This window comes from Sphingobium sp. FG125 (assembly GCF_057809795.1).
Genome location: NZ_JBMDKQ010000002.1, coordinates 1 through 14,981 on the forward strand (window position 1 = coordinate 1; position 14,981 = coordinate 14,981).

Below are 14,981 nucleotides of genomic sequence, written 5' to 3' on the forward strand. Positions count from 1 at the left end.
CACCTATCGGCCATCAAAATTGACGCCGACCGGACACCGTAATCGTCGCGCTACAGGTGCCGAAGCGTATGCCTTGTCGTTCGGGACACCGCTTGAACAGTTTCCCGAAATGCGGTCGATCAAACACGATCAACCCAAGCATTTCGGCCCTTCTCTTGGAGAAATTAGCGACGCTCCAATGAGTGTAGGACTACCATCTACCAGATTGCGGTCATGGCCCCGGCTATCGACCGAAACGGATGACAGGGCGCGGGGCTTCTTCGCCAAAATCAGGGAAGCGCGCCGTGCACGTGGGGAACGGGAGTTTCGGGCTTTTCAGGCGCGGCTCTTGTCAGGACAGGTTCCGGAAAAGGAAATAAGCGATCTGCTCGCGCGATACGAAAAAAGGCGAGGCGGTTGATCGGGAATCAGGCCATAGCCGCCATGTCGACGGCTATGGATAGCCCGCCTCCTTTTGGTGGCGGACAGCCAGGATCGCCAATGTCTCGCCATCAAGGCGATAGAGGGCGACATAGCCACTGTTGCCGAAGTCGATCAGCTTCTCCCGATAATCGGGGTCCATATCCTCCACCGGACGGCCGATGCGCGGTGATGCGGCCAGAATCCTAACCCCGGCCCGGATAGTCGCAACCGCGCGGATCGCGGCTTCAGCATCCCTGGGCAAGAGCCAGCGATAGAGCCGCTGAACATCGGCAAGCGCATGCGGCGTCCAGATTAGACGTGGCACTTAGGCGGCTCCGCATCCCCGCCCGCTTCGAGCTTTGCCAACCAGGCGTCGGCTTCCTCAAGCGTCAGATGCAAGCCCGTCTGTTGATATTCGTCCCATGCCCGTATGGCGTCCTGCCGGAACGTCTCGCGCTTTTCTTCGCGTTCGACATACTGTGTAATGGCTTCGCGCATGATCCAATGCGAGCTGCGCCGCCGCACTTCGGCAAGGTGCTGTACGCGCCCCTTAAGGACATCGTCGAGCTTGATTGATGTTGCCGCTGCCATAGCGCGACCTCCATAGCAAAAGGTATTACCTTGCGCTAAGATAGCCCGCTTGGGGTGCGCCGTCCATCCCTAACGCCAACGGCCATGGCGAAATCGATGCGATTGTCGACACCAGACGCCTACTGGCCGCTCAAAGCCCGGTCCCTCGCAAAATGCTCCGGATTGACAATCCGGGCGCGCTGAAAGCTGCCGCGTTGCAGCAGGCCGGCGCGTCGGTCTCCGGTCACCAGAAAATCGGCATCGCTGGCCAGTACGATGGCGCGGTCGAGATTGTTGATCATCGCACCAATGCGGTGGTTTGGCAGGATGGCCTTCAGCTTGGGATAGCGGCCTATGCACGATTGAATGGCAGGGGCGGTTATAGCCGACGGGGATGTCCTACACCCCCACCCCTCTGCTATACCGCAGCCCGGCTCCTTCCCATCGTCCACACCCCTCCCCTGGCCACGCACCCCGCGCGCGCCAACACAAAACTTCGCCCCAAATCTCCATAAGCGACATGGGCGAAGTTAGCGAAGTTCCGCGCCCGATCCCTCCGCGTTCCCGCGCCTCCGTATGACCCTAAGCGCTTGTTTAATCAACTCCCCGGCTGAATATAGGGCGCCCGCGCAAACAGTGCCCGCTCCCAGCCACGCGGATCATCTTCCACCCGGCTTTGGACATCAAAGATCATCGTCGCCCGCCGATCCAGTCGATATTGCGGCCAATCCGCCCGTCCTTCCCGCGCGAAAGCGACAAAGCGCGTCATCATCGCCGCCGATGCCGCCCGCGCGCCCGCGCCCGTCCCGGTGAAAGACCCCGGCGCGTCCAGCGTCCCGAACGCCAGCGCGATGTCCATGGTATGCGGCGCCCCCCGCTTGGGCTGGGTCGGCGACTGGAAATCGACCTGATACACCCAGGTCGGCGCAGCGGCCCGCGCCCGCGCCTCCGCCTCGATCACCTGCCCCGGCCAGCTTCGCCCCGCCGTGGTCGCAGCATAGAAGATCCGCTCCGCCGACCAGTCGGGAAAGCGCGCGCGATACTGCGCCACGATCCACTCAGGCGACAGGTCGATCCGCAATTCCCCCGCCATCCGCGCCGCCAGATTGCTCCAGTCCAGCCCCCGCAGCAGCGGCCCGTCGGGGTCGATAAAGGCCCGCGTTTCATCCAGCGTATTGCCCAGCATCATCGGGATCGCATTGCCCTGCGGCGCGGCGTCGGGCCAGAAGGGATGCCGGTCCAGCGACCGCATATCCAGCACCGGCCCCATATAGACGCCCCCGCCCAGGATCGGATCGGCCGCCTCCAGCCCCTCGATCAGCCGTGCCACCGGCATCGTCAACAATTGTGCCAGCGCATCGGGCGTCACCCCCAGCTGATCGAGATAGGCCGCCGTCCGCCGCGACGCATTGATCGGCCCGCTGGCCGTCACCTGCTGCCCGCTCATCGTGATCGCGCGGTGGAACAGTCCTTTGGCGGCGGGCATCGCCATCATCGTCGCAATCTTCGCCCCGCCGCCCGACTGGCCGAACACGCTCACATTGGCCGGATCGCCCCCGAAGGCGGCAATATTGTCCCGCACCCAGCGCAGCGCCAAAATCAGGTCCAGCTGCCCGACATTACCGCTATCGGCAAAGCGCGGATCGAGCCGTGCCAGATAGAGATAGCCCAGCGCATTGAGCCGATGATTGACCGTCACCACGACGACGTCGCCCGCCGCCGCCAGATGCCGCCCGTCATTCAGCGGATCGACCACGCTCCCATTGGCATAGGCGCCGCCATGGATATAGAGCATCACCGGACGCTTCGCAGCAGCCTCTGCCCCAGGCGTCCAGATGTTGAGGAACAGGCAATCCTCGCTGGTCCCCGCCTGCATTGCCCGCTGCGGGCAGGATGGCGCAAAGGCGGCGGCGTCAACGATCCCGCGCCAAGGTTCAGGCGGCAGTGGCGGCTGGAAGCGGCGCTGCGCCGTGTCCTGCCCATAGCGCACGCCGCGAAACACATGCAGCCCCGCCTCCCGCCTGCCCCTGATCCGCCCGTTTGTCGTCGCGATAACCGGATCAGGCCGCGCGGCGAAAACGGGCGTGGCGCTCAGGCCAATGGCGCCCGCAACAAAGTGGCGGCGGTCGACGCCAGCCATGTTACCGCGCCAGCCATCCGCCATCGACGGCGAGGGTGTGGCCGTGGATGTAGCCTGCGGCGCTGGACGCGAGGAACACGGCGGCTCCGCCTATGTCGCTGGCGTCGCCCCAGCGGCCTGCGGGGATGCGTTCCTGGATCTGGCGGTTGCGCTGTTCGTCGGCTTGCAGCGCGGCGGTGTTGTTGGTGGCGATATAGCCGGGCGCGATGGCGTTGACGTTGACGCCCTTGGCCGCCCATTCGTTCGCCAGCAGCTTGGTGAGGCCCGCGACGCCGCTCTTGGATGCGGTGTAGCTCGGCACGCGGATGCCGCCCTGGAAGGAGAGCAGCGAGGCGATGTTGATGATCTTGCCTGCGCCCTGACCGATCATGTGGCGTCCTGCGGCCTGGCTGAGGAAGAAGAGGACTTTGAGATTGGTGTCGATCACCGCGTCCCAATCGGCCTCGGTAAAGTCCACGCTGTCGGCGCGGCGGATGATCCCAGCATTGTTGACCAGGATATGCAGGCCGCCCAGCGTGGCGCGGGTTTCGTCGATGACGCGCTGGACCGGCTCGATGGTCGAGAGATCCGCCGAAACGATCTCCGCCCGGCGGCCCAGCGCGCGGACCTTCTGCACCGTCTCCAGCGCAGGCGTGCGGCCAACGGCGGCGATGTCCGCGCCTGCTGCGGCCAGCGACAGGGCGATGGCCTGGCCAATGCCGGTATTCGCGCCGGTGACGATGGCGACTTGGCCGGTAAGATCGAAGGGGTTGGTCATCAGCTACTCTCCCCCCTCCCTTTCAGGGAGGGGTCGGGGGTGGGTGCGCCGCGCGTAGCGGGGCGATCAACGCTGGCGGAGGCGCGGGCGGCTGCGCCGCACCCACCCCCAGCCCCTCCCTGAAAGGGAGGGGGCAAGAGGTTATGCCAGCTGGCAGATGTCCAGCACGTTCATGTCGGTATAATCCTGATTTTCGCCCGCCATCGCCCAGATGAAGGCATAGGCTTTGGTGCCGGACCCCATATGGATCGACCAGGGGGGCGAGATCACCGCTTCCTCGTTCGCCATGACGATGTGCCGCATCGCATCGCCCTCGCCCATATAATGGAATACGCGGTCCGCAGGGCCATCCAGCTCGAAATAGAAGTAAATCTCGCTGCGGCGTTCATGGATATGCGGGGGCATGGTGTTCCACACCGAGCCGGGCTTCAGCACGGTGAGACCCATGACCAGCTGCGCGCTCTCGCAAATGCCGGGGATGACCAGCTGATAGATGGTGCGTTCGTTGGATTCTTCGAGGCTGCCACGTTCCAGCGTGGTGGCATCGGCCAGCGAGATCAGACGCGTCGTGAAGGCCTTATGCGCCGGGCAGGAGGCGAGATAGTAGCGCGCGCCTGCGCCGGAAAAGACCACGTCCTTCGCGCCCATGGTGACATAGAGGCAGTCCTTGTTGCCGAGCGTGAAGCTTTCGCCATCGACGGTCACGGAGCCGGTGACGCCCGACACATTGACGATCGCCAGCTCGCGCCGCTCCAGGAAGGGGTGGCCAGCGGCAGAGGCCGGTTCGGTCTGGGCTGGCAGCACCACCGGTACATCGGCCACCGCAACCCCGCCGATGACGAAGCGTTCGGCATGGGTATAGTTCAGCACGCATTCCCCATCGCGGAACAGCCCGCCGATCAGATAGCGATCGCGCAATTCGTCATTGCTCACGCACTCCATCATGTCCGGGTGCGTCGCGTAATAGGTCTTGTCGAACATGCTTGGCCCCTCGTCCTTCATCCAATATGGGCGCCCTATTGGACACCGGTGTCATGAAGCATCGCCTATCAGGATATGGCGGGCGGTGCAACCGATGCGCGACGGATCAATGTCGAACTGAACATCGACGGCTCGTTGACCTCCGACCCCTCGCCAATCGCCGTGCCGATCAGCTTGAGCGCCGCCGCCCGTCCCATGGCGACGATCGGCCAGCGCACCGTGCTAAGCGGCGGCCACACGCGGGTGGTGAGCGGCGTGTCATCGAAGCCGATGATCGACAGTTCCTCCGGCACCGCAATCCCGCGCATTCTGGCGGCATAGAGCACACCCGCTGCCATTTCGTCATTGCTGGCGAAGATCGCGGTCGGGCGCGGGGTGAGGTCGAACAGGCTTTCCGACGCGGACAGGCCCGATTCGAACGTATATTGGCCATCGGCGATCAGGCTGCGCGGCAGACTGATCCCCGCTTCCGCCAGTGCCTGCTCAAAGCCTTCACGTCGCTCCTGCGCCGACCGGAACCCATGTGGCCCTGCAATCAAACCGATACGCCGATGCCCCTGCGCAATCAGATAGCGCACCGCGTCGGCCACCGCTTCCTTGTCGTTGGACGCCACCATATGTTCAGGATCGTCCAGCACCGCCGACCCCATCCGCACATAGCGACAGCCTTGCTCGTCCAGCATCCGCGCCAGTGCGTCATTCTCTGACATGGGCGGTAGCAGCACCACGCCGAACAGCCGCTGGCGCGTCACGAAGCCGCGAATATCGTCCATCACCAGGTTCGATCCCCGATCAACCGGGCGAATCACCAGTTCGAACTCCGTCCCGTGCAGCGCCTCCAATATGCCGCGCTGCATCGACAGGATCATCTGGGCGTTGGGATTGTCATACACCAGTCCGATCAGGAAGTTACGCCCCAATGCCAGCGCCCGCGCCTGCGGATTGGGGACATAACCGGTTTCCCGGATGATGGCTTCCACCTTGTCGCGCGTCTCGCGGTTCAGCAGCGGCGATCGATTGATGACCCGGCTGACCGTCTTTTTCGACACGTCCGCCATGCGGGCAATGTCGTTGATCGTCAGCTTGGGCGCCTGTCCCTCATCCTGGTTCTGCTTTGCCATAGCGCCTTATAACGCAGTTTACGCGCCCCGCTAGCGCAACCATCCGCGATCCGGCTTGTCAATGACACCGGTTTCCATTACCGACAGGATCAACGAGGATGGAAAGGATTTCGCAGTGAGCGCCAGCAGCCCGGCCGAAGTAATCGCAGAGCGGTTTCTGGCGGCGCGACAGTCCGCACAAGGACTTGCCGACTATCCCGGCCCAATGCCTGCGACGCTGGATGACGCCTATGTCGTTCAGGACGCCGCCCTGGCACGGATGACAGAAGCGATCGCAGGCTGGAAAGTCGGCCGGATCTTGGGCGATCTCGCGGATCGCTATGGCTGCGACCGCCTGGCAGGGCCGATCTTCGCCTCCACCGTATCGACTGCCGACGAGCAATCGCAGGGATTGGTCTTTGCCGAAGGCTTCGGCGCGGTCGAAGCGGAATTTCTCTTCCGCATCGGCGCTATACCGGCCGCCGGAAAGACGCATTTCACCCTGGAGGAAGCCGCCGACCATATCGATGCGGTTCATATCGGCATTGAGATTGCCAGTTCGCCCTTTGCCGGGATCAACGGCCACGGTCCGGCTGTCACCGTCTCCGACTTTGGCAATAATAACGGCCTGCTGATCGGCCCCGCCGTACCCGACTGGCGCAGCGGCGCTTATGCTGATCAACTGGTGACGACCCGGATCGACGGCGAACCGGTCGGCAGCGGCACCGCCGCCGCCTTCGCGTTGGGGGCAATCGGATCGGTGCGGTTCCTGCTCGAAAATCTGATTGCCCGCGGTATCGCTATAAAGGCAGGCTGGTGGATATCGACCGGCGCGGTATCGGGTGTCCATCGGGTGACGCCGGGACAGAAGGTGGACGCCGATTTCGGCCCGCTGGGTGTCCTTCACTGCACGATTGCCGCACAAGAGCCGCGCTGAAACAAGCGGCCGACCAAGCCAGATAGGAGCCAGGATGATGAACGAAGCAGGGGTGCAGGGTCCGCCGGTCGGGCGCTATCGCTGGGTAGTGGTGGCGCTGTTGTTCGCGGCGACGGCGATCAACTATGTCGACCGGCAGATGATCGGCGTGTTGAAGCCTACTTTGTCGGCGGAAATGCAATGGTCGGAAACCGACTATGCCAATATCGTTTTCTGGTTCCAGGCGGCCTATGCGGTCGGCTATCTGGGCTTTGGCCGGGTGGTCGATGTCATCGGCGCGCGCTTTGGCTATGCCATCGCCGTCACCATCTGGACCATCGCCCATATGGCCCATGGCGGCGTGCATGGCGTGACCCAGTTCGCCATGGCGCGCTTTGGCCTGGGTGTCGGCGAATCGGGTAATTTCCCCGCCGGCATCAAGGCGGTGACCGAATGGTTCCCGCAAAAGGAACGTGCCTTCGCCATCGGCCTGTTCAACGCCGGGGCCAATATCGGCGCGATCATCACCCCGTTGCTGGTGCCATGGCTGACGGTCGCCTATGGCTGGCGCGTTGCATTCTACGCCACCGGCATTTTCGGCATCCTCTGGCTGATCGCCTGGCTGGTCTTTTACCGCAGCCCCGACCAGCATCCCAAGGTCAGCGCCGAAGAATTGGCCTATATCCGTCAGGACCCGGCCGACCCGGTCGAACCGATCGGCTGGGCGAAGCTGATCACCGTCAAGGAAACCTGGGCCTATGCGATCGGCAAATTCTGTATTGATCCCATCTGGTGGTTCTTCCTCTTCTGGCTGCCCGGTTATCTTGGCACCCGCTATGGCCTCGACCTCATCAGCTTCGGCCCGCCGCTGGTGGCGATCTATCTGTTGTCCGATGGCGGCAGCATTTTTGGCGGCTGGATGTCGGGACGGCTAATGAAGGCGGGCAAGAGCGTTAACGCCGCGCGCAAACTGACCATGCTGCTCTGCGCCTGCGCCGTGTTGCCGATCTTCTTTGCCCAGTCGATCGATAACCTCTGGCTAGCCGTGCTGGTGATCGGCATCGCCACCGCCGCGCATCAGGCCTTCTCTGCCAATCTCTATACCCTGCCGTCGGACCTATTCCCGCGCGGCGCGGTGGGTTCGGTCGTCGGGATCGGCGGCACGGTGGGCGCAATCGGTGGCATGGTGATGGCCAAATATGCCGGTTACATCCTCGATGGCATTGGTAGCTATACGCCGCTCTTCGCGGTGGCGGGCAGCGCCTATTTCGTCGCGCTTGGTGCTGTCCATCTGCTGTCGCCACGGCTGGAACGGGTCAACTCCATTAGTTGACCCTTATTTCCCCGCGACGGCGCGTTCGAAGCTGTAGCGGATATGATCGACATGGCCGTGGAGGCCAAACGTCACCGGATCGGCGCTGTCCATGATCGCGTCGATCCGGTTGCCGACATCTTCGATCGACCAGTCGGGCTGATAAACGCCTTGGCTTTCGGCGATGAACAGCCGCGCGACCCGCCCGGCGATGGACGCCAGCATCTGCCCGGTGATCGAGCAGCTTTCATGCGCCAGCCAGCCGACGACGGGCGCGACCAATTCCGGTCCCATCGGCGGATAAGCCGATACGTCGATCCCCTCCGCCATGCGGGTCACGGCACCGGGTACGATGATGTTGGAACGGATACCCTCGGCCTCTCCCTCCAGCGCCAATATATTGTTGAGGCCGATCATCCCCGATTTGGACATGCCGTAATTGACGCAATTTTCGTTGCCGTAGATCCCGCCGATCGAGGAGGTCAGCACGATCCGACCATAGCCTGCCTTGCACATGACCGGAAAAGCGGGCCGGGCGACATGGAAGGCGCCGCGCAGATGGACGTCGAGGACAGCGTCGAAATCCTCCTGGCTCAATTCCTTCATCGACCCGTAACGGACATTGCCCGCATTATGGATCAGCGTGTCGATGCGGCCATAATGGTCGAGCGCGCAGTCAATGATGGCACGACCGCCTTCGGGCGTGGCGACCGATTCGGTGCAGGCAACCGCTTCGCCCCCCAGTGCCTTGATCTCCGCGACCACGTCCGCCGCCGGGCCATCGTCGCCGCCCTCGCCCCGTATCGCGCCGCCCGGATCGTTGACGATGATCTTCGCGCCGCGCGCCGCCAGCAGCAGCGCATAAGCGCGGCCCAGCCCTCGGCCCGCGCCAGTGATGACCGCAACGCGATCGTCAAAACGATAGTCTGCCATGGCGATGCTCCTTGATATGGCCCCGTGGGTGAACCGTCACTCGCACAGGTTCAAGCCGCCCCGGCAAGGCATCGCTCCAGCGGTTCGCGGCGGGCGCGGAAGGCGGATATGAAAGGGCAAGACAGGATAAAGGGAATAAAACGATGCAGGTTGCGATCATCACCGGGGCGGGCAGCGGCATTGGCCTCGCCACCGCCAAGATGCTGGCCGAAGCAGGCATGGCGATCGTCGGCGTGGGCCGGGACGCGGATAAGCTGACCACGCTGGAGCAGGTGATCGGCGATCCGGCGCGGATCGCAACGCTGTCGGTGGACATCACAGCCGACGACGCTCCGGCGCAGATCGTGGCGCTGGCGCTGGCGCGTTTTGGTCGTATCGACTTTCTGGTCAATAATGCGGGCGCGGGCAGCCCCAAGCCGCTGCACGAGACGGACGATGAGACGCTCGACTATTTTCTGGGGCTGATGCTGCGCGCGCCGTTCCGGCTGTGCCGCGAAGTCATCGGCCATATGGGCGAGGGTTGCGGCATCGTGAATGTGAGTTCCACCTATGCGATGATCGGCGGGCGCCGGGGCGGCGCCTATTCGGCGGCCAAGGGCGGGCTGGGCGCGTTGACCCAGCATATCGCCTGCGACTATGGCCCGCGCGGTATTCGCGCCAATTGCGTCGCGCCCGGCGTTACCATGACCGACATGGTGCGGCACCGGTTTGACGATGAGATGTTCAAGCGGGTGAATGTCGAAACCACCCCCTTTCCCCGGCTGGGCGAGGTGGAGGATATTGCCAGCACCATCGCCTTCCTCTGTTCGCCTGGCGCAGGCTTCATCAATGGGCAGACGATCGTAGTCGATGGCGGCTGGAGCACCACCAAATATCTCTCCCCCCGCGCGCTGACGACGACATGGGTCGAGCCTGACGCCTGAACCGGAGATTTTGCCTTGATCCGTTCGTTTCGAGCGACGTCGAGAAACCGGTGCTCGACGTTTCTCGACTTCGCTCGAAACGAACGGAGGCTGGGACTTCAATCCAAAGCCGTCAGCCTCTAAGGGTGGCAGGCGTCGCGGCAGAGCAGGCGCAGCAGCGCCAGCACTTCGTCGCGTCGTTCGGGCGGGATCGACCGGCCGATCCGGCTCTCGTGGCGCTCGAACGCTTCGCTCACCTTGGCGTGGAGCTGTTCGCCATCGGGGGTCAGCGACAGGGTGATCGCCCGCCCCTTGCCCGGCTGCTTGTCGAGCACGCCGAGCAGCGCCAGCTTGTTGATCAGCGGCACGAGGTTGGCGGGCTGGGCGCGCAGGGCGCGACCGATGTCGCTCTGGGTGCAGCCCTGGTTCTCGCCCAGGAACAAGAGCAGAGTCGCCTCCCCAACATTGACGCCCAAAGGCTGGAGCAAATCGGCCAGCGCCGCTGTCACCGCGACGGTGGTGCGGCGCAGATGATAGCCGATCAGCGGGTCGAGCGGATCGACCAGTTCGGACAAAGGCGACAATGAGTTGGACATATGCCGCGATAACGCGCTTGCGTCCGGCCCTCAACCCTGCATATTATATTTCATAACATAAGTTGTAGAGGAGATTCATATGTACGGCTCACTGTCCAGGTTGCGCCATTTGGCCCTGAGCGCAGCGGTTTGCGCGCTGCCCGCCCTCGCTATCGCGCAAACACCGCCGCCGCTGGCTGGTCCCGGCACGATCGAACCGGACGGCACCGTGGTCGTCCCCTCTTTCCGCCTGCCGCCGTCCGTCTATCTGAGCGATGCCGCCAAGAAGGCCTTGCCGCGCAGCCCAACCGATCCTGAAGAACCGATGATGCGGGCTGTCGCGGCGGGTCAGGCCGGGGCGCTGCGGGCGCGGATGCCGCAGATCATGGCCCCCCGCCTCGACGCCCTGAAGCATATGTACAAGGTGACGACCCGCGACGAGGTGATCGCGGGCATCCCCGCCGTCCGCGCAACCCCGGCGGGCGGCGTGGCGAAGGCCAATCGCGGCAAGATCCTGCTCAACCTGCCGGGCGGCGGCTTCATCATGGGGGCGGCGACGGGCACCGGGATGCTCGAATCCATACCGCTGGCGGGCCTTGCCGGGATAGAGATTGTCAGCATCACCTACAGACAGGCGCCGGAGTTCACTTACCCCGCCGCCACGCAAGATGTGCTGACGGTCTATCGCGAGCTGCTCAAGACCCACAAGCCGCAGGATATTGCCATGTTCGGCTGCTCGGCGGGCGGGTTGCTGACTGCCGAAACCATGGCAGCGCTTATCCGCGACAAGCTGCCGCTGCCCGCCGCGATCGGCATTTTCTGCGCGTCGGCGGATGCGCGCTGGGGCGGGGATAGCCGGGCGTTCGGGCGACCGTTCCAGGCACTGGCGCAGCGGGAGGATAGTCGCGGCTATTTCAAGGACATCGACCTGGCCGACCCGCTCGTCTCCCCCATCACATCGCCCGCGACGCTGGCGCTGTTCCCGCCGACGCTGGTGATTACCGGCACTCGCGCCTTCGAGATGAGCGCGGCGGTCAATACGCATAAGGAACTGGTCAAGGCCGGGGTCGATGCCGACCTGCATATCTGGGACGGGCTGGGCCACGCCTTTTTCTACGATCCCGCCTTGCCGGAATCGCGAGAGGCCTTTGACGTAATGACGCGATTCTTCTCGCAGCATCTGAAGGTGAAGCGCTGATTCGCCGCGGCGCCACGCCGGTAAAGGCTCCCCCGTGACACTTTACCGGTAGGCAAAGTGTCACGGACGACAAAGTGCGACTCGGCGGAAATAGGGGATTCACAAGGCGGGCCGACTATGCTTGATTCACCTTATGTTTCATGCGCCCGTTTCCTCCCGCATTCCTGGCGGCAGCGATTTATCCCTGCTGCTCGACCAGTTGTCGCATTGCTGTTCCCGCCCCCGCTACGCCTTCATGCTGCTGACCCTGATCGCGGACGTCGCCAGGCCTGACGGCAGCGCGGGGCCGATGGTGCGGGTGGGCAAGGCGCTGGTCCCCTTGCGCGACTGGCTGTGCGACGCGCTGACGCCGATGGGGCATCGCGATCCCCGGCGCATGGCGCTGGTCGAACGGGTGCGCGAGGAATTGCGCAAGGAGGAGCGGCTGACCGGGGACGCGGCGGTGGATGAGGCGCTGGTGCAGGATGAGGTGCGGACGCGGGTGCGCGCGTCGGGCAAGACCAACCTCAGCCGGGCAGCGTCCGAACTGGTGAAGGCCGGGCTGCTCAAGCGCCATTATCAGGGCTATCGCGTCGATCACCTCAATCGCGGCGCGCAGCGGCAGGCGGTCTATACGCTGACCGGGCGGGCGCGCGTGCTGGTCGGCGCGCCGCGCCAGACTGCGACGCCGCCAGCCCGACCGCGACAGGGCGATCTGTTCGCGGCTTGAACTACGCCCGTTCGCGCGCGGCCTGTCGCGCCTTGGCGTAACTCTCCCGCCGCATCTTTTCGAACCCGACGCGCTGGTCGTGGCCTGCATCGGCCGGATAGGGGCGGAAATCGGCAAGGATCTCGTCTAACACGGTCCGCAACTCATCCTCAAATTCGGGGTGCGGGAAAATGTGGAAGCGGTTTTCCTGCATCGCATCCAATGTGCGCGCGGCGATGACGTCCGGCTCCATGCCAAATTCGTGGATCTGCGCCAGCCGCGCCACGGCATTGCTGTCCACGGGCTTTGCCTTATCGCTCAATGTCGCCGGGCGCACTTCGTCGCTGGCGTAGATGTGGCTTTTGACCAGACCGGGGCATAGCACCGACACGCCAATATTGTGCGGGGCCAGGCTGTAGCGCAGTGACTCGCTCATGCCCCGGACCGCGAATTTGGTGGTGTTGTAGATGCCCGGCGCACCGCCGCACAGGAAGCTGGCCATTGATGCCGTGTTGACGATATAGCCGCCCAGCCCGGTCGCCTTCATGCGCGGGGCAAAGGTCATGACGCCGTTGATCACGCCGTGGAGATTGACCCCCATCACCCAGTCCCAATCGTCATAACTCGACTCATCGATCGTCTGGAACAGGTTGATCCCGGCATTGTTGAATAACAGGCTGACAGGACCAAGCGCCCGCTCCGCCTCCTCCGCCGCATCGGCAAAGCCGCTCCGCGACGCAACGTCCAGCGGGATACCGACGACATGCTGATTATCGAGCGTCCTGAGCGCCGCCTCAATCGCATCCTCGCGGATATCGGCGATCACCACCTTCGCACCATGCGCCAGCAACGCGCGGGCCAGCCCCAGGCCGATGCCATTGGCACCCCCGGTCACAAAGGCGGTTCGCCCTTCAAATTCCAGCATCAGCCTATCCCTCATCCATTTTTCTAACAGTCGTGAATTTTTGCCCTCGCCATATTCGTATAGTTCACTTACAAATTCGCCAAGCCTAAATATCGCCCAGGCAACAGGGGCAGGCGAGGATGAGGAGAAGGCTTGTGGCCCTGGCACCAGCGCCGATCGCGACCGAAAGTCGGTGGGTGGACCATGCGCGGGTGGCCACGGATGTCGATGCGCCCTCTTACGCCATGGCGGCGGCCTATTGGGCCTTGTTCGTCATCATCCTGGCGACCTTCGTGACCTTTTTCGAACAGGTCGTGTTCGCGATGCTGGCGGAACGGATCAAGGCGGATTTCGGCCTTTCCGATTCGCAGCTTGGCTTTCTGGCGGGACCGGCGAGCATCATCTGCTACCTGTTCATAGGCATCCCGCTGGCGCGGCTGGCCGATATTTTCCCGCGCAAATTCGTGCTGGCGGGCGGGGTCGCGGCGATCGGGGTCGTGACCGCGCTGGGCGGCATCGCGCAGAGCTTCACCCAATTTGTCGGTACGCGGGTGTTCCTGGCGGCGGGCGGATCGGCCCATGCGCCTGCATCTTATTCTTTGTTGGCCGACGCTTTTCCGCCGCGCATCCTGACCCGCGCATTTGCGCTGCTGCAATTCGGCTTCATCGGCGGCACGACGTTGGGGCCTATCATCGGGGGTATGCTGATCGGCGTGGCGGCGGGATGGGCGCCGAGCGTCCATGGCGGCCTGACCATATTGGGCTGGCAATGGCTGATGATCTGGCTGGGCCTGCCCGCGCTGCTGGTCGCTTTGCTGTTCCTGACCGTCAGGGAACCGCCGCGTCAGGCGGTGTCACCCGATAGCATCACGCCGCCCGACCGTGCGCCGCTGGGCCGCCGTATCCTGACTTTCACCGGGCTGGACGCCGCCAGGGCGATTCACGCCAAGCGGCGGGTCTATTATCCGCTGTTTGCGGGACTGGCATTGAGCGCGATCGAGGTATTCGGCCTGCAATTCTGGCGCGTGCCATTCATGATCCGCACCTATGGCTGGAATGAGGCGCAGATTGGCGCGGTCATGGGATCGATGACGTTGATTGCCTCGCTGCTCGGCCTGTTGCTGGGCGGGGTGTTCGTCGAATGGCTGGCCAAGCGCCATGCCGACGCCAATGTGCGAGCCGCGGCGATCTTCTTTGGCTGCGTCACCATCTGCGCCATCCTCGCGCCACTCATGCCCAATGGCTATGCATCGCTGGCGGTGTCGAGCGTCGGCGCGATGTTCGGCATGGCCGGCGCCGTGCCGCAAAATGCCGCCATCCAGCGCGTCGCCCCCAATGCCATGCGGGGGCAAGTGACGGCGATCTATCTGTTCATGTTCACCTTCTTCGGCGCGATGGGCAGTTTCCTGGTCGGGCTGGTGCAGGACTATCTGGTCGGCGATCCGACCCAGTTGTGGAAGGCGCTGGTGATGACCGCCAGCGTACTGCTGCCCATCGCCACGCTGTGCATGGTCCGCGCCATCCGCCCCTATCGCGAAGAGGTGGAACGGATCGCCGCCCAAGCCATGTGACGGGTATAATTTATGTAAGTATAATATACAAT

The 14,981-nt window shown here is 63.7% G+C and carries 17 protein-coding genes; 7 read left to right on the forward strand and 10 right to left on the reverse strand.

Annotated features, from left to right (window positions below):
- A partial coding sequence (locus tag ACODSR_RS01775) for a hypothetical protein (RefSeq protein ID WP_489073167.1) occupies positions 1 to 400 on the forward strand: 400 nt, incomplete at its 5' end.
- Positions 401 to 433: 33 nt separating this feature from the next.
- Here ACODSR_RS01775 and ACODSR_RS01780 read toward each other — a convergent pair.
- The 7 genes from ACODSR_RS01780 to ACODSR_RS01810 all read right to left on the reverse strand — a co-directional run bounded on the left by ACODSR_RS01780 (position 434) and on the right by ACODSR_RS01810 (position 5,971).
- Positions 434 to 727 carry a type II toxin-antitoxin system RelE/ParE family toxin gene (locus ACODSR_RS01780; RefSeq protein ID WP_489073169.1) on the reverse strand — a complete coding sequence of 98 codons (294 nt, stop codon included), beginning with the start codon at positions 725 to 727 and terminating at the stop codon, positions 434 to 436.
- Positions 715 to 993 (reverse strand): CopG family ribbon-helix-helix protein, encoded by a 279-nt coding sequence (locus ACODSR_RS01785; protein WP_489073171.1) that lies wholly within the window; start codon positions 991 to 993, stop codon positions 715 to 717. Before ACODSR_RS01785 ends, ACODSR_RS01780 begins: the two co-directional genes overlap by 13 nt.
- 119 nt (positions 994 to 1,112) lie before the next feature.
- A complete protein-coding gene (locus ACODSR_RS01790; RefSeq protein ID WP_489073173.1) occupies positions 1,113 to 1,274 on the reverse strand; it encodes a hypothetical protein in 162 nt (53 codons plus the stop codon).
- Between the two features lie 296 nt (positions 1,275 to 1,570).
- Entirely contained in the window at positions 1,571 to 3,112 is a 1,542-nt protein-coding gene (locus ACODSR_RS01795; protein ID WP_489073175.1) for a carboxylesterase/lipase family protein, read from the reverse strand.
- 1 nt (position 3,113) lies between these two features.
- Positions 3,114 to 3,869, reverse strand: a complete 756-nt coding sequence (gene kduD / locus ACODSR_RS01800; RefSeq protein WP_489073177.1) for a 2-dehydro-3-deoxy-D-gluconate 5-dehydrogenase KduD — start codon at positions 3,867 to 3,869, stop codon at positions 3,114 to 3,116.
- A gap of 141 nt (positions 3,870 to 4,010) precedes the next feature.
- Positions 4,011 to 4,850 (reverse strand): 5-dehydro-4-deoxy-D-glucuronate isomerase, encoded by an 840-nt coding sequence (kduI, locus tag ACODSR_RS01805; protein WP_489073179.1) that lies wholly within the window; start codon positions 4,848 to 4,850, stop codon positions 4,011 to 4,013.
- Positions 4,851 to 4,918: 68 nt separating this feature from the next.
- The gene (locus tag ACODSR_RS01810) at positions 4,919 to 5,971 is read right to left on the reverse strand and encodes a LacI family DNA-binding transcriptional regulator (protein ID WP_489006681.1); all 1,053 of its coding nucleotides are present in this window, start codon (positions 5,969 to 5,971) and stop codon (positions 4,919 to 4,921) included.
- A gap of 115 nt (positions 5,972 to 6,086) precedes the next feature.
- On the opposite strand from ACODSR_RS01810, the gene ACODSR_RS01815 reads away from it, so the two are divergent.
- Together ACODSR_RS01815 and ACODSR_RS01820 are read left to right on the forward strand one after the other, a co-directional pair.
- On the forward strand, positions 6,087 to 6,887 hold the full coding sequence (locus ACODSR_RS01815) for a 2-keto-4-pentenoate hydratase (protein ID WP_489073646.1): 801 nt from the start codon (positions 6,087 to 6,089) through the stop codon (positions 6,885 to 6,887).
- A 37-nt stretch (positions 6,888 to 6,924) separates the two neighbouring features.
- Complete coding sequence (locus tag ACODSR_RS01820; protein WP_489073648.1) at positions 6,925 to 8,199, forward strand: MFS transporter; 1,275 nt, start codon at positions 6,925 to 6,927, stop codon at positions 8,197 to 8,199.
- Positions 8,200 to 8,202: 3 nt separating this feature from the next.
- On the opposite strand, the gene ACODSR_RS01825 is transcribed toward ACODSR_RS01820, so the two are convergent.
- Positions 8,203 to 9,111, reverse strand: coding sequence for an SDR family NAD(P)-dependent oxidoreductase (locus ACODSR_RS01825; protein WP_489073181.1), 909 nt, complete (start codon positions 9,109 to 9,111; stop codon positions 8,203 to 8,205).
- 143 nt (positions 9,112 to 9,254) lie between these two features.
- Here ACODSR_RS01825 and ACODSR_RS01830 point away from each other — a divergent pair, with 143 nt between their 5' ends.
- Positions 9,255 to 10,034 (forward strand): SDR family NAD(P)-dependent oxidoreductase, encoded by a 780-nt coding sequence (locus tag ACODSR_RS01830; RefSeq protein WP_489073183.1) that lies wholly within the window; start codon positions 9,255 to 9,257, stop codon positions 10,032 to 10,034.
- A gap of 119 nt (positions 10,035 to 10,153) precedes the next feature.
- On the opposite strand, the gene ACODSR_RS01835 is transcribed toward ACODSR_RS01830, so the two are convergent.
- Positions 10,154 to 10,609, reverse strand: a complete 456-nt coding sequence (locus tag ACODSR_RS01835) for a MarR family winged helix-turn-helix transcriptional regulator (protein WP_489073185.1) — start codon at positions 10,607 to 10,609, stop codon at positions 10,154 to 10,156.
- Positions 10,610 to 10,688: 79 nt separating this feature from the next.
- Here ACODSR_RS01835 and ACODSR_RS01840 point away from each other — a divergent pair, with 79 nt between their 5' ends.
- Both ACODSR_RS01840 and ACODSR_RS01845 read left to right on the forward strand, forming a co-directional pair.
- Positions 10,689 to 11,786 carry an alpha/beta hydrolase fold domain-containing protein gene (locus ACODSR_RS01840; RefSeq protein ID WP_489073187.1) on the forward strand — a complete coding sequence of 366 codons (1,098 nt, stop codon included), beginning with the start codon at positions 10,689 to 10,691 and terminating at the stop codon, positions 11,784 to 11,786.
- Between the two features lie 133 nt (positions 11,787 to 11,919).
- Positions 11,920 to 12,495: a hypothetical protein gene (locus tag ACODSR_RS01845; protein WP_294135723.1), complete on the forward strand. Its 576-nt coding sequence runs from the start codon at positions 11,920 to 11,922 to the stop codon at positions 12,493 to 12,495.
- Between the two features lies 1 nt (position 12,496).
- Here ACODSR_RS01845 and ACODSR_RS01850 read toward each other — a convergent pair whose 3' ends face one another.
- Complete coding sequence (locus ACODSR_RS01850; RefSeq protein ID WP_489073190.1) at positions 12,497 to 13,414, reverse strand: SDR family NAD(P)-dependent oxidoreductase; 918 nt, start codon at positions 13,412 to 13,414, stop codon at positions 12,497 to 12,499.
- 119 nt (positions 13,415 to 13,533) lie between these two features.
- On the opposite strand from ACODSR_RS01850, the gene ACODSR_RS01855 reads away from it, so the two are divergent.
- On the forward strand, positions 13,534 to 14,949 hold the full coding sequence (locus tag ACODSR_RS01855) for an MFS transporter (RefSeq protein WP_489073192.1): 1,416 nt from the start codon (positions 13,534 to 13,536) through the stop codon (positions 14,947 to 14,949).
- The last annotated feature ends 32 nt before the right edge of the window (positions 14,950 to 14,981 follow it).